Origin of the sequence: Massilia sp. X63 (assembly GCF_041023745.1) — a bacterium.
Lineage (GTDB): Bacteria > Pseudomonadota > Gammaproteobacteria > Burkholderiales > Burkholderiaceae_D > Telluria.
In genome coordinates this window covers 134,525-160,159 of record NZ_JBFTEF010000006.1, presented here as the reverse complement: position 1 = coordinate 160,159, position 25,635 = coordinate 134,525, and the positions used below count along the sequence as shown (strand labels likewise).

20 protein-coding genes are annotated in these 25,635 nt (G+C 68.1%); 11 read left to right on the top strand and 9 right to left on the bottom strand.

Going from position 1 to position 25,635, the window contains the following annotated elements:
* Positions 1-55 precede the first annotated feature (55 nt).
* The 3 genes from AB3347_RS14130 to AB3347_RS14120 all read left to right on the top strand — a co-directional run bounded on the left by AB3347_RS14130 (position 56) and on the right by AB3347_RS14120 (position 3,551).
* Positions 56-592, top strand: coding sequence for a dihydrofolate reductase family protein (locus AB3347_RS14130; RefSeq protein ID WP_369092442.1), 537 nt, complete (start codon positions 56-58; stop codon positions 590-592).
* On the top strand, positions 589-1,158 hold the full coding sequence (locus AB3347_RS14125; RefSeq protein WP_369092441.1) for a TetR/AcrR family transcriptional regulator: 570 nt from the start codon (positions 589-591) through the stop codon (positions 1,156-1,158). Before AB3347_RS14130 ends, AB3347_RS14125 begins: the two co-directional genes overlap by 4 nt.
* 95 nt (positions 1,159-1,253) lie before the next feature.
* Complete coding sequence (locus AB3347_RS14120; protein WP_369092440.1) at positions 1,254-3,551, top strand: penicillin-binding protein 1A; 2,298 nt, start codon at positions 1,254-1,256, stop codon at positions 3,549-3,551.
* 79 nt (positions 3,552-3,630) lie between these two features.
* Here the strand turns inward: AB3347_RS14120 and AB3347_RS14115 are convergent, their stop codons facing one another.
* The 4 genes from AB3347_RS14115 to AB3347_RS14100 all read right to left on the bottom strand — a co-directional run bounded on the left by AB3347_RS14115 (position 3,631) and on the right by AB3347_RS14100 (position 10,035).
* A complete protein-coding gene (locus AB3347_RS14115) occupies positions 3,631-4,185 on the bottom strand; it encodes a c-type cytochrome (protein WP_369092439.1) in 555 nt (184 codons plus the stop codon).
* A 113-nt stretch (positions 4,186-4,298) separates the two neighbouring features.
* Positions 4,299-5,909: a DUF4139 domain-containing protein gene (locus AB3347_RS14110; RefSeq protein ID WP_369092438.1), complete on the bottom strand. Its 1,611-nt coding sequence runs from the start codon at positions 5,907-5,909 to the stop codon at positions 4,299-4,301.
* Between the two features lie 134 nt (positions 5,910-6,043).
* Positions 6,044-6,418 (bottom strand): hypothetical protein, encoded by a 375-nt coding sequence (locus tag AB3347_RS14105; protein ID WP_369092437.1) that lies wholly within the window; start codon positions 6,416-6,418, stop codon positions 6,044-6,046.
* Between the two features lie 434 nt (positions 6,419-6,852).
* Positions 6,853-10,035, bottom strand: a complete 3,183-nt coding sequence (locus tag AB3347_RS14100; protein WP_369092436.1) for an error-prone DNA polymerase — start codon at positions 10,033-10,035, stop codon at positions 6,853-6,855.
* A gap of 109 nt (positions 10,036-10,144) precedes the next feature.
* Between AB3347_RS14100 and AB3347_RS14095 the strand changes: the two genes are divergently transcribed.
* The 7 genes from AB3347_RS14095 to AB3347_RS14065 all read left to right on the top strand — a co-directional run bounded on the left by AB3347_RS14095 (position 10,145) and on the right by AB3347_RS14065 (position 19,780).
* The gene (locus tag AB3347_RS14095) at positions 10,145-10,945 is read left to right on the top strand and encodes a PhzF family phenazine biosynthesis protein (RefSeq protein ID WP_369092435.1); all 801 of its coding nucleotides are present in this window, start codon (positions 10,145-10,147) and stop codon (positions 10,943-10,945) included.
* Between the two features lie 104 nt (positions 10,946-11,049).
* On the top strand, positions 11,050-12,876 hold the full coding sequence (locus tag AB3347_RS14090) for a M61 family metallopeptidase (protein ID WP_369092434.1): 1,827 nt from the start codon (positions 11,050-11,052) through the stop codon (positions 12,874-12,876).
* A gap of 155 nt (positions 12,877-13,031) precedes the next feature.
* Positions 13,032-13,568 (top strand): PH domain-containing protein, encoded by a 537-nt coding sequence (locus AB3347_RS14085; RefSeq protein ID WP_369092433.1) that lies wholly within the window; start codon positions 13,032-13,034, stop codon positions 13,566-13,568.
* Positions 13,569-13,665: 97 nt separating this feature from the next.
* A complete protein-coding gene (locus AB3347_RS14080) occupies positions 13,666-16,104 on the top strand; it encodes a TonB-dependent receptor plug domain-containing protein (protein ID WP_369092432.1) in 2,439 nt (812 codons plus the stop codon).
* 186 nt (positions 16,105-16,290) lie between these two features.
* Entirely contained in the window at positions 16,291-17,784 is a 1,494-nt protein-coding gene (locus tag AB3347_RS14075; RefSeq protein WP_369092431.1) for an ATPase domain-containing protein, read from the top strand.
* Entirely contained in the window at positions 17,771-19,492 is a 1,722-nt protein-coding gene (locus AB3347_RS14070; protein WP_369092430.1) for a response regulator, read from the top strand. The genes AB3347_RS14075 and AB3347_RS14070 overlap by 14 nt, the downstream gene beginning before the upstream one ends.
* A gap of 72 nt (positions 19,493-19,564) precedes the next feature.
* Complete coding sequence (locus tag AB3347_RS14065; protein ID WP_369092429.1) at positions 19,565-19,780, top strand: hypothetical protein; 216 nt, start codon at positions 19,565-19,567, stop codon at positions 19,778-19,780.
* Between the two features lie 103 nt (positions 19,781-19,883).
* On the opposite strand, the gene AB3347_RS14060 is transcribed toward AB3347_RS14065, so the two are convergent.
* Together AB3347_RS14060 and AB3347_RS14055 are read right to left on the bottom strand one after the other, a co-directional pair.
* Complete coding sequence (locus AB3347_RS14060) at positions 19,884-20,135, bottom strand: antitoxin Xre/MbcA/ParS toxin-binding domain-containing protein (RefSeq protein WP_369092428.1); 252 nt, start codon at positions 20,133-20,135, stop codon at positions 19,884-19,886.
* 11 nt (positions 20,136-20,146) lie between these two features.
* Positions 20,147-21,274 carry a branched-chain amino acid ABC transporter substrate-binding protein gene (locus tag AB3347_RS14055; RefSeq protein WP_369092427.1) on the bottom strand — a complete coding sequence of 376 codons (1,128 nt, stop codon included), beginning with the start codon at positions 21,272-21,274 and terminating at the stop codon, positions 20,147-20,149.
* A gap of 221 nt (positions 21,275-21,495) precedes the next feature.
* Between AB3347_RS14055 and AB3347_RS14050 the strand changes: the two genes are divergently transcribed.
* Entirely contained in the window at positions 21,496-21,786 is a 291-nt protein-coding gene (locus AB3347_RS14050; RefSeq protein ID WP_369092426.1) for a hypothetical protein, read from the top strand.
* Here the strand turns inward: AB3347_RS14050 and AB3347_RS14045 are convergent.
* The 3 genes from AB3347_RS14045 to AB3347_RS14035 form a co-directional block, all read right to left on the bottom strand.
* The gene (locus AB3347_RS14045) at positions 21,776-23,137 is read right to left on the bottom strand and encodes an ATP-binding protein (RefSeq protein ID WP_369092425.1); all 1,362 of its coding nucleotides are present in this window, start codon (positions 23,135-23,137) and stop codon (positions 21,776-21,778) included. The two genes, AB3347_RS14050 and AB3347_RS14045, sit on opposite strands and share 11 nt — an antisense overlap.
* The gene (locus tag AB3347_RS14040; protein WP_369092424.1) at positions 23,134-23,796 is read right to left on the bottom strand and encodes a response regulator; all 663 of its coding nucleotides are present in this window, start codon (positions 23,794-23,796) and stop codon (positions 23,134-23,136) included. The genes AB3347_RS14045 and AB3347_RS14040 overlap by 4 nt, the downstream gene beginning before the upstream one ends.
* Positions 23,797-23,945: 149 nt before the next feature.
* Positions 23,946-25,469, bottom strand: coding sequence for a Do family serine endopeptidase (locus tag AB3347_RS14035; protein WP_369092423.1), 1,524 nt, complete (start codon positions 25,467-25,469; stop codon positions 23,946-23,948).
* Positions 25,470-25,635 lie beyond the last annotated feature (166 nt).

Genomic DNA, 25,635 nt, shown 5'->3' with positions numbered 1-25,635 from the left:
GTGCGCTCCTTGTTTTTTACGGATAAAATATACGCTGTATAAATAAGGAGCCACCATGATCTCTGCCCACGTGTTCATTGCCACCAGCCTGGACGGCTACATTGCCCGCGCCGACGGCGACATCGGCTGGCTGCTCCAGCGCGACGATCCGACCGAAGACCACGGCTACCGCGACTTCATCGCCGACAAGGACGCGATCGTGATGGGCCGCGGCAGCTTCGAAAAAGTGCTGGACTTCGATCCCTGGCCCTACGATCGTCCGGTGCTGGTGCTGTCCAGGCAGCTGGCCCCCACTCCCGTGCCCGCGGCCTTGCAGGACAAGGTCCGCTTCTGCGACGCCACGCCGCAGCAGGTCCTGGCGGAACTCGAAGCCCAGGGCGTGCGCCGCGTGTATGTCGACGGCGGCCAGGTGGTGCAGTCCTTCATCCGCGCCGGGCTGGTCGAGGACATGGTGCTCACCACCGTGCCCGTGCTGATCGGCGCCGGCCGCCCGCTGTTCGGCGCGCTGCCGCGCGACCTGGACCTGCAACTGCTGGCCAGCCGCAGCTTCCCCTCGGGCCTGGTGCAGTCCACCTACCGCTTCGCGCGATGAGCCGCCCACGCGGCCGTCCCGCGCAGGGACAGGGCGTGACGCGCGAGGCCATCCTGTCCGCCGCGCTCGGCCTGCTCGACGAAGACGGCGCGCAGTTCGGCATGCGCGCGCTGGCGGCGCGGCTGGGCGTTACCCCGATGAGCCTGTATCACCACGTCGGCGACCGCGCCGGGCTGCTGCAGGCCCTGTCCGACCAGGTGTACGGCGCGGTGCTGGAAGACGATGCGGAAGCGGCCCCGGGCCCCGCCATCCTGGCCCTGCTCATCCGCTACCACGACGCCGTCGGCCGCCATCCGCAGCTGACCCTGGCCATCTTCGCCGAGCCGGCCGCCTTCGCCGGCGTCACGCGCGCCATCACCGGGCGCCTCGACGCGCTCCTGTCCGCGCTCACGCCGGAGCCCTTGCTGTGGCGCGACATCCTGGTCGACCACGCGCACGGCAGCGCGCTGGCCTTGTGCGCGGCACGCGGCGCGCCGCAGCAGGCCGGCGCCATGCGCGAACAATACCGGCGCGCGCTGGCGCGCATGCTGGACAGCCTTGCGGGCCCGGAACCCGGCCCCCGGTAGCGCCGGCTGAGCCCGCGCAATGCAATCGGCGCTACCTTGCCGCTTGCTGCTGCGCGCGGCGCGCAATGGCGCTAAGATCGGCGCCGCTTCCAACCATGACCCCGACCGCACCCATGTACCAGCCCTCTCCCCTTCGCGTGGCCGCACGCGCCGCCTTGTTTGCCGCCCTGCTGCTGCCGCTTGCGGCGCCCGCCGGCGCCGGCGTCCTGGACGACGTTCCGCTGCCGGACATCGGCGCCGTGACCGACTACCGCCCCAAGATCCCGCTGCGGGTGTACTCGGCCGACAAGGTCCTGATCGGCGAATTCGGCGCCGAGCGGCGCGACTTCGTGCCGATCGCGAAAATCCCGGCCATGATGAAGGCGGCCGTGCTGTCGATCGAGGACGCGCGCTTCTATGAGCACGGCGGGATCGACTGGATCCGCGCGCTGGGCGCCGCCAAGGCCAACCTGGCCTCGCTCGGCAGCTTCCGCCAGGGCGGCTCCACCATCACCATGCAGGTGGCGCGCAACTTCTTCCTGTCGCGCGACAAGACCCTGCCGCGCAAGCTGACCGAAGTCGCGCTGGCCTACAAGATCGAACAGGCCCTCTCCAAGGACCAGATCCTCGAGGTCTACATGAACCAGATCTACCTGGGGCAGCGCTCCTACGGCTTCGCCAGCGCCGCGCGCACCTATTTCGGCAAATCGCTGGACAGCCTGAGCCTGGCCGAGACCGCGATGCTGGCCGGCCTGCCGCAGAACCCGTCGCGCCACAATCCGGTGAGTAATCCGGAACGCGCCCAGGAGCGCCAGCGCGTGGTCCTGAAACGCATGCTGGCGCTGGGGAAAATCAGCGAGGCGCAATATCGGCGCGCGCTGGCCGAGCCGCTGCGCGTGCGGCGCGACGGCGGCGGCCCGGGCGCGGGCGCCGAATACGTCGCCGAACTGGCGCGCCAGGCGGCGCACGCCCGTTTCGGCCAGGCCGCCTACGAGCATGGCTACACCGTCACCACCAGCATCAACGCGGCCGAACAAAGCGCGGCCTACGAGGCGGTGCGCCGCAACGCGGTCGCCTACGACCGCCGCCACGGCTACCGCGGCCCGGAGGCGCGCATCGCGCTGCCGAAGGCAGGAGAAGCGCGCGACGACGCGATCGCCGAGGTCTTGCAGAAGCAGGCCGCCATCGCCGGCTTCACCCCGGCCGTGGTGCTGGCCGCCTCGCCCAAGCGGGTGCGGGTGGTCACGCGCGACGGCGAAGAGGTCGAGGTCAAGGGCGCCGGGCTCGAATTCGCCGCCCCTGCCCTGGCGCCCGCGGCCAAGGCCGGCATCAGGCTGGCGCCGGGCGCGGTGGTGCGCATCGCCCAGTCCAGGGGCGCCTGGGCGATCACCCAGGTGCCGCAGGTGGCCTCGGCCTTCGTGGCGCTCGACGCCCAGACCGGCCTGGTGCGCGCCATGGTCGGCGGCTTCGACTACCAGCTGCAAAAGCTCAACCACGTGACCCAGGCCTGGCGCCAGCCGGGATCGAGCATCAAGCCCTTCGTGTATTCGGCGGCGCTGGAGCGCGGCTTCTTCCCGGGCACGACCATCCTCGACGAGCCGCTCGATTTCTCTGGCGAGAAGGCCTACGCCAACTGGTCGCCGCGCAACGACGACAACCTGTTCGAGGGCCCGGTGACGATCCGCCACGCGCTCACGCACTCGCGCAACGTGCCGACCGTGCGCATGCTGCGCGCGCTCGACGTCGACTATGCGCGCGAGCACCTGCGGCGCTTCGGCTTCGACCTGGCGCGCCACCCGAGCAACCTGACCCTGGCCCTGGGCACCGGCTCGGTGACGCCGCTGCAGCTGGCGGGCGCCTACGCGGTGCTGGCCAACGGCGGCTACCGGGTCGAGCCGGCGCTGGGCATGCTGATCCAGGACCGCGACGGCAAGGTCCTGTTCGAGAGCGGCAAGCCGCGCCCGCTCCAGGAAGGGGCGCGGGTGCTGGATGCGCGCAATGCCTTCATCCTCGATTCCATGCTGCGCGACGTGGCGCGCGTCGGCACCGGCGCCCAGGCTTCGCGCCTGCTGGGCCGCACCGACCTGGCGGGCAAGACCGGCACCACCAGCAACGCCATCGACGGCTGGTTCGCCGGCTACGGCGGCAACGTGGTGGCGGTGTCCTGGATGGGCTACGACGAGCCGCGCTCGCTCGGCGGCCGCGAATTCGGCTCCACGCTGGCACTGCCGGTCTGGGTCGACTACATGCGGGTGGCGCTGGCCAAGCTGCCGCAGCGCGAGCGCGCGCTGCCCGAAGGCCTGGTGCGCGCCAACGGCGACTGGGTGTATGCGGAGTTCGCCGAAACGGCGCCCGCCGCGCTGGAAAGCGCCACGCAGGAAAGCGCCGCGGCGCCTGCGGAACAGACGCCGTAGCGCTGGAATGGAGGGCGGGTGCAGGCAGCCTCGCTGCCGGCACGCCGCCATGTGAGCTTATTGTGAGCGTACTGAGAGCTTATTGCGGCGGCGGCGGCGCCGGGAACAGGATCGCCGGGCCCTGCGGCGCCACGCCTGGCGCCAGCCCGGCGGGCGCCGGCTTGCCGGCCGGCCCGAGGTGGCGCACGAAGCGGTAGATCGCGCGCAGGTCTTCCTTGTCCATCGTATTCAGGGTGAACCAGGGCATCGGCGGGCGCGCCTGCATGGTCTGCGCCATCTTGATCCAGTCCTCCTCGCCCATCGCGTTCATCGACAGGCGCAGGTTGGTCGGATAGGTGGTGCCCCAGGGACCGCGCCAGCCCAGCTGGTCGCCCATCAGCCAGTCTTTTTCCGCGACCTTGCCTGCGCTCATGCCGTAGCCGGCGGTGTGGCAGTCGTTGCAGCCGCCGACCTTGACCAGGTAGCGTCCGCGCTCGATGTACTTGCCCTGGGCCGAGGCGTTGGCGGGATGCTGCGGCGTGTTCGGCGCCGCGTGGGCCGGGATGCCGAAGGCCAGCAGCAGGGCTGCCTGCACGGCCGCATGCGCGGCCACGTGGACGGCCGTGCGCGTGCCATTCTGAAAAAGCTTGGTCATGGTAGTCGGTCCTTCAGGTGGCTTGTCAATACGCGACAGAATACGCCCCCTTTGCCGCCGACGGCCCCCCCACGATGGGGGGGATCCTGCAGATCCGGACCACCGTCACCGGCTCAGGGCAGGCCCTGCACCGTTCCTGCCTTCGGGAAGTCGATCACGTAGTCGACGTTGAAGCGCGCCGTCTCGTTCGGCTTCAGGGTGCGCTCCCAGCCCACCAGGCCGCGCCGCTGCTGCCAGTCCTTGACGCTCGCCTCGGGGCTGAGCGTCACCTTGACCTTCACCTTGTCCGATTCGCTCACCGGCGTCGGTTCCAGCACCAGGATGTCGACCGGCTGGCGGTGGAAGCTGGTCACCACGTAGGTGTCGGCGATGCGCTTCTGGTTCTCCTGTCGGAAGAAGCCTGCCTGCCCGGATTTCTGGTCGCGCTGCTCGGTGCTCACGCGCACCAGCGGATCGCGGCCGAAGGACATCGAGAAGCGCTCGCTGGCCTGGGGATCCCAGTGCAGCGCACCGACATACGAGCCGTCGCGGCGCAGCTGCACCTGGCCCGGCAGCCAGACGCCCTCGGGCCGGGCCGCATCGATGGTCAGCACCGCCGCATCCCCGCTGGTGCGCGGCGAAATGCGCACCAGCTGCTTCACGGCCAGGCTCTGCTTCGACAGGCCGACCGAGATCTCGCGGCCGTCCGAGGCCAGGTTGACCCTGGCCGGCACCTCGTATTCGGTGGTGAAGTTGCCCTGCGTTTCCACGACCGGGGCGATGTAGTCGTCGGCCGCCCGGTTGCGCGAGCCGGTCACGGTCACGGGTGCGGGTGGCGGCGCCGGCGCCGCCACAAGCGGCTGGGCATAGCGGAACTGGACCATCTCCTGCTGCTGCGGCGGCCGCCAGCTCAGCAGCCAGGGCGAAGGATCGGGCGCATAGGCAGTCAGGTTCGGCTGGCCGGTCGACAGGCGCAGCTTGACGCCGCTCCAGTCCTCGCCGGTCTTCTGCGAGATCGATGCCATGCGTTCGAGTTCGACGCTGGAGGCGTTCGAATCCAGCGAGGCGCGGTAGGTTGGCTTCCACCCCGCGCGGTTGACCTGGTAGCTCAGCACCAGCCGGCCCGCCTGTTTCGCCGCGACGGCCACCGTCATGGTACGGCTCTCGCGCGTGCTGGCCTGGGCCTTGGCCAGGTCGAGCTTGAGGGCGGCCAGCTGCTTGCCCAGCGCGCGCTTCTTGACTTCGGCCTCGTGCATGCGGGCCAGGGCCTCGCTGCCGCCCTTGCGGATCGCATCCAGGGTACCCAGCAGCGCCTTGGAGTCGCTCGGGCCGGAACGCACCGCGGCGTCGGCGCCGCCCAGGCGCTCGAGATAGCCCTGCACCAGCTGCGCCGCCTTGTAGTCGGCATCGATCAGCGCGATCTGGTCCTGCAGCGCCAGCACCCGGGCTTCCAGCTCGGCCACGCGCGGGCTCGGGCTGTCGGCGCTGCCCTGGTCGCGCGTGAGCACCTGCCCGACCTGGATGCCCGGATCGGCCTGCAGCCGCACGGTATCGGTGTTGAAGTTGGCCAGCAGGCCCGTGATCTCGACCTGGTTCGTGCCCGGCGCCACCTGCACCACGCGCTCGACGGTGGCGCTGCCGGGATACAGGGTGACGCTCTGGATCGGCGCCTCGACGGCGGAGGCGTTCGATGCCGCGAGGGCCGCCAGGGCAACGAGGGGGGACCATTGCTGTTTGATTGCCATCGGATCTCTTTCGGAATGTAATGATTCGGTGAGAGTAACAGATGGCAATCTTGGGAAAAACACACAAACTCACCGCCTGGCAACGCATGTGTAAGCAGACGTTTCAGGGCGCCGGTGCAATCCCCGGCAGTCGTTCAGTCGGTGACCACGTGCCAGACCCCGTTCAGCTTGTCGCCCTTGCGCTCGCCCGGCTTGGCATCCCTGGCATAGAGGTAGAGCGGCCTGCCCTTGTAGGCCAGCTGCCTGCTGCCGTCATCGCGCGTGACGATCGAGTACGGCGATTCGATCCATTCGGCGGTGAGGGGCACCGGCGGCCACATCTTCGCGCACTGGTCGTTGCAATTGCTCTTGCCGGAGCCGGCAACATCCTTGTCGAAGGTGTAGATGGTCATGCCCTCGCCATTGACCAGCATGCCCTCGCGCACATTGACGGGCTGCGCCGTGGCGCCGGCGGAGAGCAGCAGGCAGGCGGCGCCCAGCGCCGCAAGTACAGGATGCATCGCTTTCATGGTGATCTCCCGAATAGAGGCGGTGCGACAGCGCGACTGTGCGACTGTGCATGTTCAGTATAGGACGGGATTCGGGGAATGCAGCGGACGGCGGCGCACGCCAATGAGGACCGACAGTTGCTAGGAGAACGTGACGACCGCCCCCTTAAAGAACAGGATGAATACAAGCGCGCACGCCCAGCCTTGCCAGCTGACCGGAGTGAGGCCGATACCGAACTTCCTTGGAGCAAACCACGTTTTTTCATCAGAGCGACTTTTTTTTAGACTCTTGTTTTATTTAATCGGAGAAAGCTGGAACTGCCCCCTAAATTCAGACGGCAACGCGAGCAAGGTTAACCCTTAGCATGCCGAGGGGAGCCGAAATGCGCACATTTCCACCATCCGCGGATCACGGGAACAGCTTGTGTCCGGCGAGAGGGAAGCGAATTAGCGCCTCAGCAGAAATCCCGGCTCGGCGCCCGCAGCTTCCCCAGCAAGTGCGACATGTCCACCAGCCGCTTGGCCACCAGGTGGCGCACTTCGCCCTGTTTCTGCCAGACGCCGTACACGCCCAGCAGCGGCGCATTGAGCACCTCGCGCCGCTGCTGCTCCACCAGCGTCGGCCAGACGATCACGTTGATGTTCCCGGTCTCGTCCTCCAGCGTCATGAACAGCACGCCCTTGGCGGTGCCGGGGCGCTGGCGCACCGTCACCAGGCCGCAGGCGCGCGCCAGCTGGCCGTCGGCGTAGTCGGCGAGCAGCGAGGCCGGCATGAAGCGCCTGGCCAGCAGCTGCTCGCGCAACAGCGCCAGCGGATGGCGGCCCAGGCTCAGGCCCTGGGCGCGGTAGTCGCCCACGATCTCGTCGGCCTCGGACGGCGCGGCCAGTTGCGGCAGTTCTTCCTGCGGCGTGGTGGGGCGCAGCAGGTCGCGGTCGGGCACCGCGCCCACCGCCTGCCACAGCGCCTCGCGCCGGTGCCCGGCCAGCGACTGCAGCGCGTTGGCGCCGGCCAGCACCTGCAGGTCGCCGCGGTCGAGCTGGGCGCGGCGCGCCAGGTCGGCCACGCTCTCGAAGGGACGCACGGCGCGCGCCATCTCGATGCGCAGGGCCACCTCCTGCTTCAGGCCGCGCAGCAGGCACAGGCCCAGGCGCACCGCGGGCTGGCGCGCGCGCTCCGTGGGATGGTGCTCCTCCAGGGCCGCGTCCCAGCCGCTGATGCTGACGTCCGCCGGGCGTACCTCGATGCCGTGGCGGCGCGCGTCCTGCACCAGTTGCGAAGGGCTATAGAAACCCATCGGCTGGCTGTTGAGCAGGGCGCACAGGAAGGCCGCCGGCTCGTGGCACTTGAGCCAGGAGCTGGCATAGGCCAGCAGCGCGAAGCTGGCCGCGTGCGATTCCGGGAAGCCGTATTCGCCGAAGCCCTGGATCTGGCTGAAGATCGCTTCGGCGAATTCCAGCGTGTAGCCGCGCTCCAGCATGCCCTTCACGATGCGCTCGTAGTATTTTTCGAGCCCGCCCTTGCGCTTCCAGGCCGCCATCGCGCGCCGCAGCTGGTCGGCCTCGCCCGGCGTGAAGCCGGCGCCGAGGATCGCCACCTGCATCACCTGCTCCTGGAAGATCGGCACGCCCAGCGTGCGTTCCAGCGCCACCTTCATCTCCGGGCTCGGGTAATGGATCGGCTCCAGGCCCTGCCTGCGCCGCAGGTAGGGATGGACCATGCCGCCCTGGATCGGGCCGGGGCGCACCACCGCCACCTCGATCACCAGGTCGTAGAAGCGGCGCGGGCGCATGCGCGGCAGCATGCTCATCTGCGCGCGCGACTCGATCTGGAACACGCCCACGGTGTCGGCGGCGCAGATCATGTCATAGGTGGCGCTGTCGTCAGGCGGGATGTCCTGCATCTCGAACAGGTTGCCGTAGCGCTGGCCCACCAGTTCGAGGCCGCGGCGCATCATCGACAGCATGCCCAGCGCCAGCACGTCCACTTTCATCAGCCCGAGTTCCTCCAGGTCGTTCTTGTCCCACTGGATGACGCTGCGGTCCGCCATGGTGGCATTCTCGATCGGCACCAGGCGCGACAGCTTGCCGCGCGCGATCACGAAGCCGCCCGGATGCTGCGACAGGTGGCGCGGAAAGTTCAGCAGCTTGTCGGCCAAGGTGGCCCACTGCTGCGCCAGGCGCGATGCCGGGTCCAGTCCCGCCTCGGCCAGGCGGCCCAGCAAATCGGCGCGGCTGTCGAACCAGTGGTGGGTCTTGGCCACCTTCTCGACGATGGCCAGGTCGATGCCGAGCGCGCGTCCGCTGTCGCGCAGCGCGCTCTTGGGGCGGTAGCTGATCACCACCGCCGCCAGCGCGGCCCGCTCGCGCCCGTATTTCCGGTAGATGTACTGGATCACTTCTTCGCGGCGCTGGTGCTCGAAGTCGACGTCGATGTCGGGCGGCTCGTTGCGCTCCTTCGAGATGAAGCGCTCGAACAGCAGGCTGGCGCGGGCCGGGTCGACCTCGGTGATGCCGAGGCAGTAGCACACCGCCGAGTTGGCGGCCGAACCGCGGCCCTGGCACAGGATGTGTTGCGAGCGGGCGAAGCGCACGATGTCGTACACCGTCAGGAAGTAGTGCTCGTACTGCATCTCGGCGATCAGCCGCAGCTCGTGCTCGATCTGCGCCTGCACCTTGGCCGGAATGCCCTCGCGGAAGCGCCGGTGCGCGCCGATCCAGGTTTCCTGGCGCAGGAAGCTGCTGGCGTCGTGGCCGGGCGGCACGACTTCGTCGGGATACTCGTAGCGCAGTTCGTCCAGCGAGAAGGTGCACAGGCGCGCGATGCGCAGCGTCTCGGCCAGCGCCTCGCGCCCGTAGATGTTCGACAGGCGCAGGCGCGAGCGCAGGTGCTGCTCGGCGTTCTGGGCCAGGCCGTAGCCGCAGTCGGCCACCGGCTTTTTCAGGCGGGTGGCGGTGAGCGTGTCCTGCAGGGGTTTGCGCGAACGCACGTGCATCACCACGTGGCCGAGGGCCGTGATCGGCAGGCCGTGCTGCCAGCCCACCTCTTCCAGCGTCTCGCGGTGCGGCTCGTCGAAAGCCCGGTGCAGCAACACCAGCCCGAGCCAGGAGCGGCCCGGGAAGGTGGACGCCATCCACGCGGCTTGCCCGTGCAGGCGGTCGACGTCGAGCGCTTCGTGCGAAGGATAATGCGGCAGCAGGATCGCCAGGCAGTCGGGCATGTGCTGCAGGTGCGCATACGCGGGCGCGGGCCGGGCCAGGTCGTCCGGGGTGAGGAAGTAGCTCCCTTTTTCGCTGCGGGTGCGGCCAAGGGTGATCAGCTCGGACAAGTTACCGTAGCCGTTGCGGTTCTTGGCCAGCAGCACCAGCGACAAGGCCGGGCTGCCGTCCGGGTTCTTCAGGTGGAAGTGGGCGCCGATCACCAGGTGCAGGCCGGCCTTCCTGGCCTCGGCATGGGCGCGCACCACGCCGGCCAGCGAGCATTCGTCGGTCAGCGCCAGCGCGAAATAATCGAGTTGGACCGCCCGCGCCACCAGTTCCTCCGCATGCGAAGCGCCTTCCAGGAAGGAGAAGTTCGACAGGCAGAACAGCTCCGCATAGGGCGGCAATGCCTGTGGCGGCGGCGGGTAGGAATCGGTCATCGGCAAGGGCGAACAAAAGCTGGGCGAACGGGCTACAATGCTAGTCAAACCAGCAATACTGTATAAAAACACAGTATAACCGAGACGATCCACGCGACAAGGAAAACCCATGCAGATCCGTGCACTGCGCTGTTTCGGCGAACATGCCGGCACCGGCAACCCTGCCCTCGTCATCGAAGGCGACCATGCGACCGAAGAAGCACGCCGGGCCCTGGCGCAGGCGCGCAACACCACCTGCGTCTACCTCGACGGCGAGGTCGTCGATTTCTACTACCCGCACATGCGCAGCCCGCTCTGCCTGCACGCCACCCTGGCGGTGGCGCATGTGCTGTTCGCACGCCACCCCGATGCATCCAGCCTGGCGGTGACGACGGCCATGCGCGGCCAGCGGCTCGAGCTGCTGCGCGACGAAGAGGTCTTCTACATTCGCCTGCAGGCGCAGGAAGCAGCGCAGCCGGCGCCGGCGCCCGGCCTGCTGGCGCAGCTCCTGGACGCGCCCGGCTTCGTGCCCGCATCGCCCCCGCGCGTGGCCTCGGTCGGCAGTCCGAAGCTGCTGGTCGAAGTACCGGATGCCGCCTTGCACGCCCTGCGTCCGGACCTGCAGGCGATCGCGGCCTGGGGCAAGCAAGCCGGCATCAACGGCATCTATGCCTGGTGCCGCCTGCAGGACGGGCTTGACGCGGGCCGCTTCGAAGGGCGCAACTTCAACCATCTCGACCCGGCGCTGGAAGACAGCGCCACCGGCGTTGCGGCCGGCGCGCTCAGCGTCCTGCTGGGGCATGGCATTATCCTGCTGCAGGGACGCGCCACCGGCCAGTCCTGCCTGATCCGGACGAAAGTGGAAAACGGCGCGATCCTGGTTGGCGGCCGCGCCGAGCCGGACGCCGTGATCGCTTCTTTCGCCCGCTAGCACCCGTACATACAAGGCAGCCGGTACTGTCCGTCCGGCCCAAGCTGGGATACACTTCCGCGGATACCCCTAGAAGCTCGTCCAGAGCCAACCACACCGCGGATATGAAACCACTCCTTTCCTACGCCCTCCCCTTGATCCTGCTCGGCGCCAGTGCCACCGCACGCGCCGACGTCGATTACCAGCTGCGCATTACCGATGCGGCACAGCACCTGGCCGAAGTGCGCGCCACCTTCCCGGCGGCCACCGGCGCCACGCTGGACGTGCAGATGCCGAACTGGCGCACCGGCCGCTACAACATCCTGAACCTCGCCAACGGCGTGCGCCTGTTCAAGGCCTTCAACGCCAAGGGCGAGCCGCTGGCGGTCGCCAAGACCGACAAGGGCACCTGGCAGGTCCGCACCAAGCCGGGCGACGCGGTGACCGTGCAGTACGAGCTGTACGCCAACCTGCTGGGCGAGCGCACCCGCCACATCGACGACACCCATGCCTACCTGGACGCCAGCGGCGTGTTCGTCTATGCCGCCCCATTCCGCAAGGAGCCCGTGAAGGTCAAGCTGGACGTGCCGCAGGGCTGGAAGTCGCGTTCGGGCATGGACGCGGGCAACTGCGACCACTGCTTCGTCGCGCCCAACTACGACGTGCTGATCGACGCGCCGATCGAGACCGGCATCCACGAGTTCTACACCGACAAGGTGGACGGACGCACGATCGAACTGGCGATCTGGGGCCGCGGCAACCACGACGGCAAGCAGATGATGACGGACCTGAAGAAGATCGTCGCCGAGACCGCGAAAATGTACGGTAACAAGTATCCGTTCCAGCGCTACCTGTTCATCGTCCACGCCACCGACGGCGTCGGCGGCGCCACCGAGCACGCCAACTCCACCGTGATCCAGAAACCGCGCTGGACCTTCGCGCCGCGCAAGCCCTACCTCGACTTCCTGCGCGTCGCCGCGCACGAGTTCTATCACACCTGGAACGTCAAGGCCTACCGTCCGAAGGAGATGGTGCCCTACGACTACCAGAACGAGAACTACAACCGCCTGCTGTGGATCGCCGAGGGCCACACCTCCTACTACGACGAGCTGATCGTGCTGCGCGCCGGCCTGCAGAAGCGCGACGAGTTCCTGGAGGGTTACGCCAAGCTGATCGACGACTACCTGCACCAGCCGGGCCGCTTCCAGCAGAGCGCGGCCGACGCCAGCTTCGACGAGTGGATCGCGGTCGGCGGCGAGCGTGCGCGCAACGCCTCGGTCAACATCTACTCCAAGGGCCAGGTGCTGGCGCTGATGATGGACCTCGAGCTGCGCCGCCAGACCGGCGGCAAGCGCGGTCTCGAGGACATGCACCGCATCCTGTTCGAGAAGCACTCGACCGCCCAGGGCGGCTACGACGTGCCGGCCGTGCTGGCCGCCCTGCGCAGCGTGAGCGGCCAGGACTGGAGCGGCTGGTGGGCCCGGTACGTGGACGGCACCGCCGAGATCCCGTTCGACACCCTGCTGGCCCAGGTCGGCCTGCAGAAGCTGGTCGACGTGCCGAAGGACCAGGAGCAGAAGACCGAATGGTGGTCCGGCTGGACCCTGCGCGAAGGCAGCGACCCGGCCGTGGTCACCGTGGTCGAACGCGACAGCCCGGCCTGGAAGGCCGGCGTGGTCGCGGGCGATACGCTGGTGGCCGTGAACGGCCTGCGCGTGTCCGCCAAGGACATCGGCGACAAGATGTCGCTCGCCAAATCCGGTCCGTTCAAGCTGCACCTGTTCCGCCGCGACGAGCTGGTCGAGATGCCGATCTCGCCGCAACAGCTCCCGAAGGGCAAGGCCAAGATCAAGGCCCTCGACAAGGCCAGCGCCGCGCAGCAGGCGATGAACGCCGCCTGGCTGGGCGTGGCCTGGCCGAAAGAAGAACCGGCGGCGGCCAAGAAGCCTTGACCCGCAGCTGAACGGCGCGCCTGCGCCGGCCACGCTCACCGCGGCCCCGGTCTTCCCGGCGCCGCGGTTTTTCATTCCCGCCCTGGCGAATGCCTGCTCTATAATTTGGCTAGAAAGCAATATATTCGAATCTCCACCAGTTGCTCACATTCGCCATGGCCGACGACAAACGCATCCGCGTCCAGTTCAACCCCCTGATCAAACCCTTTCTGGTGGCAAAGATTGGCTTCGCCATGCTGTGCACCATCGTCGGCATCCCGCTGGCGATCGTCTGGTTCCTGGGCGTCGGGCGCTGGTGGGCCCGGCACTATTTCGAGCGCCTCGAATGCCAGCTCGATCCACGCAGCCTGCGCTACCGCAAAGGCATCCTGGTCACCACCGAAAAGACCATCCCGCTGGAGAACATCCAGGATGTGACCTTCATCGAAGGTCCGATCCTGCGCCACTTCAACCTCAGCACCCTGAAGTTCGAGACCGCGGGCCACAACGCCGGCCAGGCCTCGGACATGCGCCTGACCGGGATCATCGACGCCCAGGACTTCCGAACCCGGATCCTGCAAGCGCGCGACGCCCTGCGCCACCCTCCGCAAGACAGGGGCGGCGATGCACAGCTGGCCGCGTTGAACGCGATCGAAGCCAGGCTGGACGAAATCGCCGGTCTACTGCGCGCCGCGCGCCTGGACGATCGATAAATATAGGTTATATGTTTACAACGTTGTGTTAATACGACACAGCGACGCTGCTCCTCTACGGGATTGTTTAGTATTTAATTTTCCCACGGAGAAATCAGTGCTCACACTCAAACGCCTTCCCCAGTCGGTCCTGCTCGCCCTGTACGGCGGCGCCGCATTCGCCTCCCTGGTCCCTACCGCCTTCGCCCAGAGCACTGTCCAGGAGCCTTCCACCACCCCGGTCGCCGCAGGCACCCCGGCTGCTGCGGCCACCGGCCAGGGCGGCGTGCAGAGCGTCAGCATCGTCGGCTCGCGCCGCGTCGGCAACTCTTCGGCGATCGACACGCCGGTGCCGGTCGACACCATTTCGATGACCAAGGCCAGCGAACAAGGCGGCCAGTTCGACCTGGCCCAGGTACTGAACAACGTCTCGCCCTCGTTCAACTCGACGCGCCAGACCGGCGCCGACGGCGCCGACCTGGTCGACTCCGCGGCCCTGCGCGGCCTGGGTTCCGACCAGACCCTGGTGCTGGTGAACGGCAAGCGCCGCCACACCACCGCCCTGGTGAACCTGTTCGGCGCGCGCAACCGCGGCAACACCGGCACCGACATGAACGCGATTCCGGTCATGGCCATCCGCAACGTGCAGGTGCTGCGCGACGGCGCCGCCGCGCAGTACGGCTCGGACGCGATCGCCGGCGTGATCAACATCGAACTGAAGAAGAGCCTGGGCTGCGAGATGGTGGCCGGCTTCGGCCAGTACACCGAGGGCGACGGCGACAACTACCTGGCCTCGGCCTACTGCGGCGTGGCCATGGGCGGCGGCGTGCTGGGCATCACCGGCGAGTACTACGACCGCGGCCGCTCCAACCGCGCCGAGCCGGGCAACCCGCGCATCATCGGCGACACCAAGTCGCAGAACAGCACCCTCTACCTGAATGGCGAATTCCCGGCGGGCCCGGGCAAGCTGTACTTCACCGCGGGCGTGCAGAACCGCGACGCCTCGTCGGCCGCATGGGCGCGCGAAGGCATCGGTTCCGAGGACATCCCCTCGCGCAACTCGGCCGCGATGTACCCGAACGGCTTCGTCCCCTTCATTAACGGCGACATCAACGACCGCTGGGGCACCGTCGGCTACCGCTGGCAGCTGGGCGAGTGGAACACCGACCTGTCCCAGACCCTCGGCTACAACAGCATGAAGTACCACATCGCGAACACGCTGAACGCGTCGATCGCGAACCTCGACCTGATGCGCGGCGGACGCGGCGTCAGCCCCTCCATCTTCGACGCCGGCGGCTTCTCGTTCCGCCAGGCCACCACCAACCTGGACTTCTCGCGCTTCTACCAGGGCGTCGGCCAGGGCATGAACCTGGCCTTCGGCTTCGAGCACCGCCGCGAGAACTACAAGATCCGCGCCGGCGAGCCGGGCTCGTACATCGACGCCGACGGCGTGGGCGTGGGCGGCAATGCCGGCAGCCAGGGCTTCCCGGGCTTCCAGCCGGGCGACCAGACGGACAGCGACCGCCACTCGAACGCCGCCTACCTCGACGTCGAGACCGACCTGAGCGAGCGCTTCAAGCTGCAGGCCGCGCTGCGCCACGAGCGCTATTCGGACTTCGGCTCGACCACTACCGGCAAGCTGGCCGGCGCATATCGCGTCAACCCGGCAGTGCTGCTGCGCGCTTCCGCCAGCACCGGTTTCCGCGCGCCCTCGCTGCAGCAGGTGTACTTCTCGTCGACCTTCACCGACTTCGTCAGCGGCCAGCCGCTCGACGTGGTGCTGGCGCCGAACGGCGGCCGGGTGGCGAATGCGGCCGGCATCCCCCAGCTCAAGGACGAGCAGTCGAAGAGCTACACGCTGGGCCTGACCTGGTCGCCGAACGCGGCCACCTCGCTCACGGCCGACCTGTACCGCATCGGCATCGACGACCGCATCGTGCTGTCGGGCCGCTTCGACGCCGACAACTACCCGGCCCTGGGCGCCACCCTGCAGCAGCTGGGCGTGGGCCAGGCGCAGTTCTTCGTCAACTCGGTCGATACCAAGACCGAAGGCCTGGACGTGACGCTGTCGCACCGCATGGACGTGGGCGCCGGCAAGCTGAACACCTTCCTGGCCCTGAACTTCGGCAAGACCGAGGTCACCGGCGTGCATGCGCCGAGCGCCCTGCGCGGCTTCGAGGACGTGCTGCTGTCCGAGCGCGAGCGCCTGTTCATCGAGGAAGGCGCGCCGCGCCGCAAGGCCACGCTGGGCTTCGACCACAGCCTGGGCAAGCTGGAAACCGCGCTGCGCATCGTGCATTTCGGCCCGCAGACCCTGGGCACCTTCTCGGGCCCGCCGGTGCCGAACCAGTACTACAAGGCCAGGACCTCGGCCGACCTGTCGTTCACCTGGGCGCTGGACGCCAGGACCAAGTTCACCGTCGGCGGCACCAACATCTTCGACGTCAAGCCGAGCGAGCAGGATCCGAACGAGACCGACAACGGCTTCAAGTACGAAAGCGTCCAGTTCGGCCTGAACGGCGCGGCCTGGTTCGCGCGCCTGGCGCACAAGTTCTGAGTGCATCGCCCACGGCCATGGCGAAAGGGTCCCCAAGGGACCCTTTTTATTACAGGCGGCATCCACACTTTGTAACAATGGGGATTTTGCGTATTTGCTTGCGTATATAATGCCCAGCATGTCTCGTTGGCAGCTTGCAACGTTTTCTTCCCACTGCCGCAGCATGCGGCGTCCGCAGGCCATACCATGACTGACCTTGCACACAACCGCATCTCCACCGGCATCCCTGGCCTCGACGACATCCTCGGCGGCGGCCTGACGCCGCAGCGCATCTACCTTGTCGAAGGCTCGCCCGGCGCGGGCAAGACCACGCTCGGGCTCCAGTTCCTGCTCGACGGCGTGGCAAGGAACGAGCGCGGCCTGTACATCACCCTGTCCGAAACGGCCGACGAACTGGCGGCGGTGGCGGCCAGCCATGGCTGGAGCATCGATGCGCTGTCCCTCTACGAACTGGCCGGCGACGCCGACCTCGAACCGGAGGCGCAGCAGTCGGTGTTTCACCCGTCCGAGGTCGAACTGGGCGAGACCACCCGCAACGTGATGGACCAGGTCGACGCCGTGCGGCCGGTACGGGTGGTGTTCGACAGCCTGTCGGAGATGCGCCTGCTGGCGCAGAATCCGCTGCGCTACCGGCGCCAGATCCTGGCCCTGAAGCAGTTCTTCGCGTCCCGTTCCTGCACCGTCCTGCTGCTGGACGACAAGACCAGCCAGTCCGACCAGCACCTGCACAGCATCGCGCACGGCGTGATCAGCCTGGAGCAGATCGCCAAGGAGTTCGGCAAGGAGCGCCGGCGCGTCAACATCATCAAGATGCGCGGCATCCGCTTCCGCGGCGGCTTCCACGACTACACGCTCGACACCGGCGGCATCACCATGTATCCGCGCCTGGTCGCTTCCGAGCACCTCCGCGACTTCGTCCCCGCGGTACGCTCGACCGGTTCCGGCGGCCTGGACGCCCTGCTGGGGGGCGGCCTGGTGCGCGGCACCAATACCCTGATCGTCGGGCCATCCGGCATCGGCAAGACCACCCTGTCGACGCGCTGCCTCCTGAGCGCGCTGGAACGCGGCGAGCACGCCTCGTTCTACCTGTTCGACGAGGGCCTGGGCACCTTCTTCGCGCGCAGCCGGGCGCTCGGGCTGGAGCTGCGGCCTTTCGTCGACAACGGCCAGCTGCACATCCACCACATCGACCCGGCCGAGCTGTCGCCCGGCGAGTTCGCGCAGATGCTGCGCGACGCGGTCGAACACTCGGGCGTCGGCTTCATCGTGATCGACAGCCTGAACGCCTACCTGCAGGCGATGCCGGGGGAGCAATACCTGATCCTGCAGATGCACGAGCTGCTGTCCTACCTGAACCAGCAGGGCGTGACCACGGTGCTGGTGCTGGGCCAGCACGGGTTGATCGGCGAAGTGAAATCCGACGTCGACCTGAGCTACCTGAGCGACAGCACGGTGCTGATGCGCTTCTTCGAGTCGAACGGGCGCCTGCGGCGCGCCGTCACCGTCATCAAGAGCCGCGCGGCCGAGCATGCGCTGACCATCCACGAGCTCCAGCTGGGCGCCGACGGCCTGCGCGTGGGCGAACCGCTGGAAGGCTTCGACGGCGTGCTCACGGGCCTGCCGAGCTACCGCGGCCTGACGCCGATGATGTCGGACCTCTCTCCAGATGCCCTTCTCTAGCCGGCACGACGAGCGCATCCTGATCCTGGCGCCGCGTGGGCGCGACGCCGACGTCATGTGCGCCGTGCTGGGCCAGGATGGCGCCGCCTGCTGCGTGATCCAGGACTTTTCCAGCTTTACGGCCGCGCTCGCAGAGGGCGCCGGCATGGCCATCGTCGCCGAGGAAGCGCTGAACGGCGTCGATCTTGGCGCCCTGTATGCCTGGCTGGCGACGCAGGCGCCCTGGTCCGACTTTCCCTTCGTGATCCTGCTCGGCAAAGCGATCGGGATGGCGGCATCGAACGCGCGCCCCCGGATCGAGGAACTGGGCAACATCATCCTGCTCGAGCGTCCGCTGAATGCCCAGACGCTGCGCAGCGCCGCCACCTCCGCCCTGCGCGCGCGCCGGCGCCAATACCAGACGCGCGACCTGCTGGCCGAGCGCGAACGCAGCGCGACTACCCTGCAGGAAAGCCGGCACGCCCTCCTCTCGCTCAACGAAACCCTGGAATCGCGGATCGAGGAGCGCACCCGCGCGCTGGCCGGGGCCAACGACCGCCTGATGAACGAAGTGATCGAGCGCGAGCGGGTCCAGCAGGCGATGGTGCAGTTCCAGAAGATGGAGGCGGTCGGCCGCCTCACCGGCGGTATCGCCCACGACTTCAACAACCTGCTCAACGTGGTCCAGGGCAGCATGGACCTGATCCTGCTGCTGTCGAAGGACGAGGTGGCGCGCCAGCGCGCCGAGATCGCACGCCGGGCCTGCCAGCGCGGAGGCAAGCTCACCAGCCAGCTGCTGGCCTTCGCCCGCAACCAGAACCTCGACCTGCGTCCCACCGGCGTGCCGGAGCTGTTCGACGGCGTGCGCGAACTGGTGGCGACCTCGGTCGGCTCGCGCATCGCATTGCGCTTCGAGGTCGAGGCGGACTGCGCGCGCGTGTTCGCCGACGCCAACCAGATGGAGATGGCGCTGCTGAACCTGGCCATCAACGCGCGCGACGCCATCGAGGGCGGCGGCCAGCTATCGTTCCAGGCCGGGAATGCGCAGCCGCCGGGCGGGCTGCTGCCGGCCGGCGACTACGTGCGCATCGCGGTCGCCGACAATGGTCCGGGCATGTCGCCCGAACTGGTCGCCAAGGTGTTCGAGCCCTTCTTCACCACCAAGGCGGTCGGCAAGGGCACCGGCCTGGGCCTGAGCCAGGTGTACGGCATGGCCCAGCAGTCGGGCGGCGCGGCGCGCATCCTGAGCGAGCCGGGCGCCGGCACCACGGTCGAGATCTGGCTGCGCGCCTGGGCCGGCAGCGGCGCCGACGACGCGCCGCCGCTGCCGGCCGCGCTGCCGGATGCGCGGCCCGGCTGCCATATCCTGGTGGTCGAGGACGACAACTTCGTGCGCGAATCGATGGTGCTGTCGCTGGAAGCCTTCGGGCACGTGGTGACCCAGGCCGCCGACGGCGAGGCCGCGCTGCGCGAACTGCGGCGCCGGCGGCCCGACCTGATCATCACCGACTACCTGATGCCCGGCATCACCGGCGCGGAACTGATGCTGCGCGCACGCGAGGTCTTTCCCGGTATCCCGATGATCATCGCCACCGGTTATGCCGACATGCACGCCATCGACCAGGTGCTGGGCGACGACCTCCTGCTGCGCAAGCCCTTCCAGCTGGCCGAACTGGCGCGCAGCGTCGAGCGCGCGCTGGGCCGCAGCACCCCGCCCGTATCGAGCTGAACGCCCTCGAAAACGACTCTGTGCCACACTTTGCGCATCGCCATCCGGTCAATGCCATCGCGGGAGCACATCATGAGCAACGAGCAGAAAACCCAGCAACAGCCGCAGGGCCAGCCCCAGAACCAGCAAGGGCCGCAGGATCAGTCGCAAGGCCGGCAGGAAGCGGCGCAGGAAGGATCGAAACAGCAGGATTTCGACGGCCTCGAGAACAAGAAGCCGGAAGAGCTGACGCCGGAGGAGCTACGGCTGATGGCCGACACGATGCCGGGCGAAGGACCGGGCGACTGATGTTCCTGTTCTTCTCGAACAAACTCGGCTGCCTCGGGTCCATCGCCGTGTCGATCGTCTGACGCTGATCGTCCTGCTGATCTTCGGCGTTTTCTAAGCGGGTTTACTTCTTGAGCGAGCGGACGTGGGCCAGGACCTCGTCCTCGCGTCCCTCGCCCACCGCTTCTGCGGCAGTCTTGCCGCCGAACGCTGCCTGCGCCTCGGTCATCCAGTCGCTGGCAGCTTCATCGCTGCCCAGGATCCCGCGCACCTCGTGCATCACCGTGTAATAGGCCTGCGCCTTGCGCGACTGCTGGCCGAAGCGTTCCTTCAGCGCCGCGAAGGCATCGGGTTTGATCGGTTCGTCTGCCGCCATGCTGGTGCTCCTTATTTGGTGACGCTCAGGACCGAACGCTTGCCGCCCTTGAACGAGTACAGCGTGATGGTGCCGTCGCGGATGTCGCCGCGCGCATCGAAGGCGATCGGTCCGGTCACGCCCTTGTGCTGGATCTTCGCCAGCACCGGCAGGTACTTCGCCGGCTGCGCCGAACCGGCCTTCGCCATCGCCTCGGCCATGGTCATCACGGCGTCGTAGGCATACGGCGCATTGATCTGGACGTCGATGCCGAAGCGCTTTTTATAATCGGCGCGGAACTTGTCCATGCCGGCCCTGGCCTCGCCCTGCACGCCGCCCGCTTCCGCGCACACCACCTGGCCGTCAAGCATGGTGCCGCCCGAGAGCTTGTGGATCTCGTCCGAGCAGATGCCGTCGCCGCCCATCATGCGCACGTTCATGCCGAGCTGCTTCATCTGGCGCAGCATCGGGCCGGCGGTCGCGCTCATGCCGCCGAAGAAGACCAGGTCGGGCTTGGTTGCGCGGATACGGGTGATGATGGCGGAAAAATCGGTCGCCTTGTCGTGGGTGAACTCGCGCGCCACCACGCTGCCGCCCTGGCTTTGCAGGCTGCGCGCGAACTCGGTAACCAGGCCCTGGCCGTAGGCGGTGCGGTCGTCGACCACGGCCACGCGCTTCGCGCCCATGCTCTTGACGGCGTAGCGGCCCAGCGCCTGGCCCAGCTGCACGTCGTTGGCCACCACGCGGAAGGTGGTGTTGAAGCCCTGCCGGGTGTACATCGGCGACGTCGAGGAAGGCGAGATCTGCGGAATGCCGGCAGCATGGTAGATCTTCGAGGCCGGAATCGTGGTGCCCGAGGTCTCGTGGCCGACCATGCCGTTGATCCTTGCGTCCACCAGTTTCTGCGCCACCGCGGTGGCCTGCTTCGGCTCGCCGCCGTCGTCCTCGGCCACCAGCTCGAAGCGGACCTTCTTGCCGCCGATGACGGCGCCCTTGGCATTGAGCGCCTCGATCGCCATGCGCGCGCCGTTCTCGGTGTCCTTGCCGAAGTAGGCCACCGGGCCGGTCACGGCGGCGGCATGGCCGATCTTCACCACTTCCTGGGCCGAGGCCGCGCCCGCCAGGGCAAAGGTGGCCAACAGGACTGCTTGCTTCTTCATGATTCCTCGTCAGTATCCGGGGCGCGGCCCCGATGGGCAAAACGGCCATTCTACCGTTACCGGGCCGGCCCTGCCGGCCGCCGTCGCGCCCGGCGTGACAATTGGAGAGAATTTCAAGGACCAAACGCGGGTATCCTGCCCGCCTTACATAAGAACGAGAGGGGGCCGGCCATGCCGAGCATCCCTCCGGCACCACGGAGATCACCATCGTTACACTCGCCATGCGACCTGCCCGCCTTGCGGCAGGCGTCCTGCTGCCCTGCGCGCTTGCACTCGTGCTTGCGCCGGCCCATGCCGGCGACCCGGCATCGCCCCGCCCCGCCGCCGCTTCCCGCGCACCGGCGCGCCCCCACAATCTGCAGGAATGCAGCCGCCTGCGCGCGGCCATCCTGGAATCGGAACAGGCCGAGCGGCGGGTGCGCGCGGCGATCATCGAAGGGATCCAACAGGATCTGTCCAGCCTGCGCCAGCGTTTCCGCCGGCTCCGCTGCCTGGTCCCGGCTAAGCGTTGAAGCCGACCGTGGCCGACAGGCCGCCCAGGCGCTCGGACTGGCCCAGCACCAGCGTGGCGCCGTGCCGTTCGGCGATCGCCTTGATGATCGCCAGTCCCAGGCCGCTGCCGGCCGCCTCGCTGCCGGCGACCCGGTAGAAGCGGTCGAACACGCGCTCGCGTTCTTCCGGCGGGATGCCGGGACCGCTGTCCTCGACCGTGACGCTGATGCCGCCGGTGTCCTTGCGCACCGAGATGTCGGCGGTGCCGCCCGCCGGGGTGTACTTGACGGCGTTGTCGACCAGGTTGCGCAGCAGGATGTGCAGGGCGTCAGGCTGCCCTTCCACGGTGGCCGGGTCGGCCTGGTGCACGCCCAGGTCCACGCCCTTGGCCGCGGCCACGCCGGCCAGGTCGGCCACGGTGCGGCGCGCCAGGTCGGCCAGGTCGACCGGGCGCGCGGCGGCGCCGTTGGCGGCGGCTTCCTGGCGCGCCAGCACCAGCAGCTGCTCGACCAGGCGGGTAGCGCGGTCGATGCCGGCGGTCAGGCGCGATACGGCCAGCTTGCGCGCATCAAGGGTTTCGGCGCGCTCCAGGCTCTGCGCCTGCAAACGCAGCGCCGCCAGCGGCGTGCGCAGTTCGTGCGCGGCGTCGGCCACGAAGGTCTGCTGGGCGTCGAAGGCGGTCTTGACCCGCCCGAACAGCAGGTTCAGTTCGTGCACCAGGGGCCGCACCTCGTCGGGCAGGCCGGCTTCGGACACCGGCGACAGGTCGTCGGCCTGGCGCGAGGCCACCTGCGAGCGCACCCGCGCCACCGGGTCGAGCGAGCCGCTCACCACCCACCACACGACCAGCATCAGGATCGGCATCATGACCGCGATCGGCCCGAGGGTGCGCAGCGCCAGGTTGCCGGCCATGTTGCGGCGCACGGCCAGGTCCTGGGCCACCTGCACGGTCTGGTTCTCGGTCTGGATCGAGAACACGCGGTACACGGTATTGTTGGCCTTGACGTTGGAAAAACCGAGCACGGCGCGCTGCGGCAGTTTGGCGCGCGAGACGCTGTGGAAGACCTGCACGCCGTCGGGCGACCACATCTGCACCACCATGTCGTCGCTGCCGGCGCCCGCCTGGCCTTCGTTGGCCTCGTTCTGGGCTTGCAGGCGGCGCTGGGCCTCGGTGTTCGACAGCGGCGTGCCCGAGCGCAGCGACAGCGCCATCTGCTGCATGTGGTAGTCGAAGATCTGGTCGGCGTCGTGCAGGGCGGTGCGGTAGGCGATCGAGGCCTGCGCCAGCGCGGCGATGGTGATCGCCGCCAGCAGGTACCACAACAGGCGTCCACGCAGCGAGTGCGTGAGCCTGGGCCTGATGAACTTCATGCCTTGGGCACCATGTAGCCGACGCCGCGCACGTTCTGGATCAGGTCGCTGCCCAGCTTCTTGCGCAGGCCGTGGATGTAAACCTCGACCGCGTTGCTGGAGACTTCGTCGCGCCAGCTGTACAGCTTTTCTTCCAGCTGGGCGCGCGACAGCACGGCGCCGGGCCGGGCCACCAAGGCTTCGAGCACGGCCCATTCGCGTGCCGAGAGCGCAACCTGGGTGCCGTCCACCAGCACCTCGCGGGTGGCGGGATTGACGGTGATGTTCTTGTATTCGAAGATGGGTTCGGCGCGCCCGGCGGCGCGGCGCAGCAGCGCGCGGATGCGCGCCAGCAGTTCGTCGAGATCGTAGGGCTTGAGCACGTAGTCGTCGGCGCCGGCATCGAGCCCGGCGATGCGCTGGGCCACCGAGTCGCGCGCAGTGGCGACCAGCACCGGCGTGCGGTCCTTGCGCGAGCGCATCGAGCGCAGCACTTCCAGCCCGTCCTTGCGCGGCAGGCCAAGGTCGAGCAGGACCAGGTCGTAGTTCTGGTTCTGCAGCAGGGCCGTGTCGGCCATCTCGCCGTCCTTGACCCAGTCGACGGCGTAGTGCTCGGCCCGCAAGAGGTCGAGCACTACTTCGCCGATCATCGTATCGTCTTCTACCAGCAGTAGCCGCATGAATTCCCCGTTCTTGAAACCAGCTGGAGAGTATCCGAAAAACGCCTCCATGGCTACGTTGCATCGTCTCGCCGTACTGGCGTACTGTCTTCGCCGACGCGCCTTGCCTGGAGGCTTTTCGGACACTCCTTAGAGGACGCTACGCCTCCTTAGCCAATCCGCACCGGAATGAAGATTCTGTCACTCCCGCGCTGGATCAGCAAGGCCACCGACTTGTTGGCTTTCGCCACCACGTCGCGGACCTGGTCGAGCGAGTTCACCGCCCGGCCGTTGACCGATACCAGTACATCGCCCGGCTGCACCCCCGCGATCGCGGCCGCGCCCTGCGCATCCTCGATCACCAGGCCCGATGCGATGCCGCTCTGGCGGCGCTCGATCGGTTCCAGCGGGCGCAGGGCCAGGCCCAGCTTGGCGCTGCTGCTGTCGCCCGCGTTCGACGCCAGCTCTTCCGGCATGCCACGCTTGGCCTTCTCGCTGGCGTCGCCCAGGGTGGCGTCGATGCGCACCAGCTTGCCGTCGCGCCAGACATCCAGCGCCACCCGCTCGCCCGGTTTGGACAGCGAGACCCTGCTGGACAGGTCGCCCGAAGACAGGATCGGCTGGCCGTTGATGCCGCGGATCACGTCGCCCGACTTCAGGCCGGCGCGCTCGGCCGGGCCGCCGCGCTCGACGCTCGAGATCAGGGCGCCGCCCGGCGTATCGAGGCGGAAGGAATCGGCGAATTCCTGGCCGACTTCCTGCACCGCCACGCCCAGCTTGGCATGCTGCACCTTACCGGTGGTCATGATCTGGTCCTTGATCTTGACCGCGACGTCGATCGGGATCGAGAACGACAGGCCCTGGTAGCCGCCGGTCTGGCTGTAGATCTGCGAGTTGATGCCCACCACTTCGCCGCGGGTGTTGAACAGCGGGCCGCCGGAGTTACCCGGATTGACCGCCACGTCGGTCTGGATGAAGGGCACCTGGCCGTCCTGCAGGTTGCGGCCGGTGGCGCTCACGACGCCGGCGGTGACGGTGCTTTCGAGGCCATACGGCGAGCCGATGGCCAGCACCCACTCGCCTGCCGCCAGCTTGTTCGAGTTGCCGATCGGCGCCACCGGCAGGTTCTTGGCGTCGATCTTCAGCACGGCGACGTCGGTGCGCGGGTCGGCGCCCACGACCTTGGCGCGGAATTCGCGACGGTCGTGCAGCTTGACGGTCACTTCGTCGGCGCCTTGCACGACGTGGGCGTTGGTCAGGATGACGCCGTCCGGGCTTACGATGAAGCCCGATCCGGCGCCGAAAACGGGCGCTCCACGACCGCTGCCGCGCGGGTCCTGGAACTGTCGGAAGAATTCGTAGAAGGGGTGACGCGGGTCGAGCTGGGGCACGTTGCCGCGGCTCGCGGTCTTGGTGCTGCCGATCACCTGGATGTTCACCACCGCCTTGCCGTTCTGGGCGGCGATGCGGGTAAAGTCGGGGAGGGTCACCGTGGCCGCGGGAGCGGCGGCTGCGACGCTGGGCGCGGGGGCAGAGGCAACTGCGGGCGCCGGCGCTGCCGCCGCGGTTTCGGCTGCGACGTTATTATGATTGACTGCAAGCGCACCGACCGCTCCGCCGAGAACGCCCGCGGCACACAAGGCCAGCGTGAGGCGTTTGGCAGTGATGGCAGTGACGGCAGCTTCGTTACGCATGTTGTGCTCCTGAAGAATAATGATTGACCGATGATGTTGTCTATCGATGGGTGTAGTTTCCCAAAGCTGGCTTAGACCATACTTAAGCTGGCAACTGCCAGCCTTAGGCAGCTCTTAATCACGAACCAGGCACCCATCGTCAAAAAGGGCGCCCCGCAGGACGCCC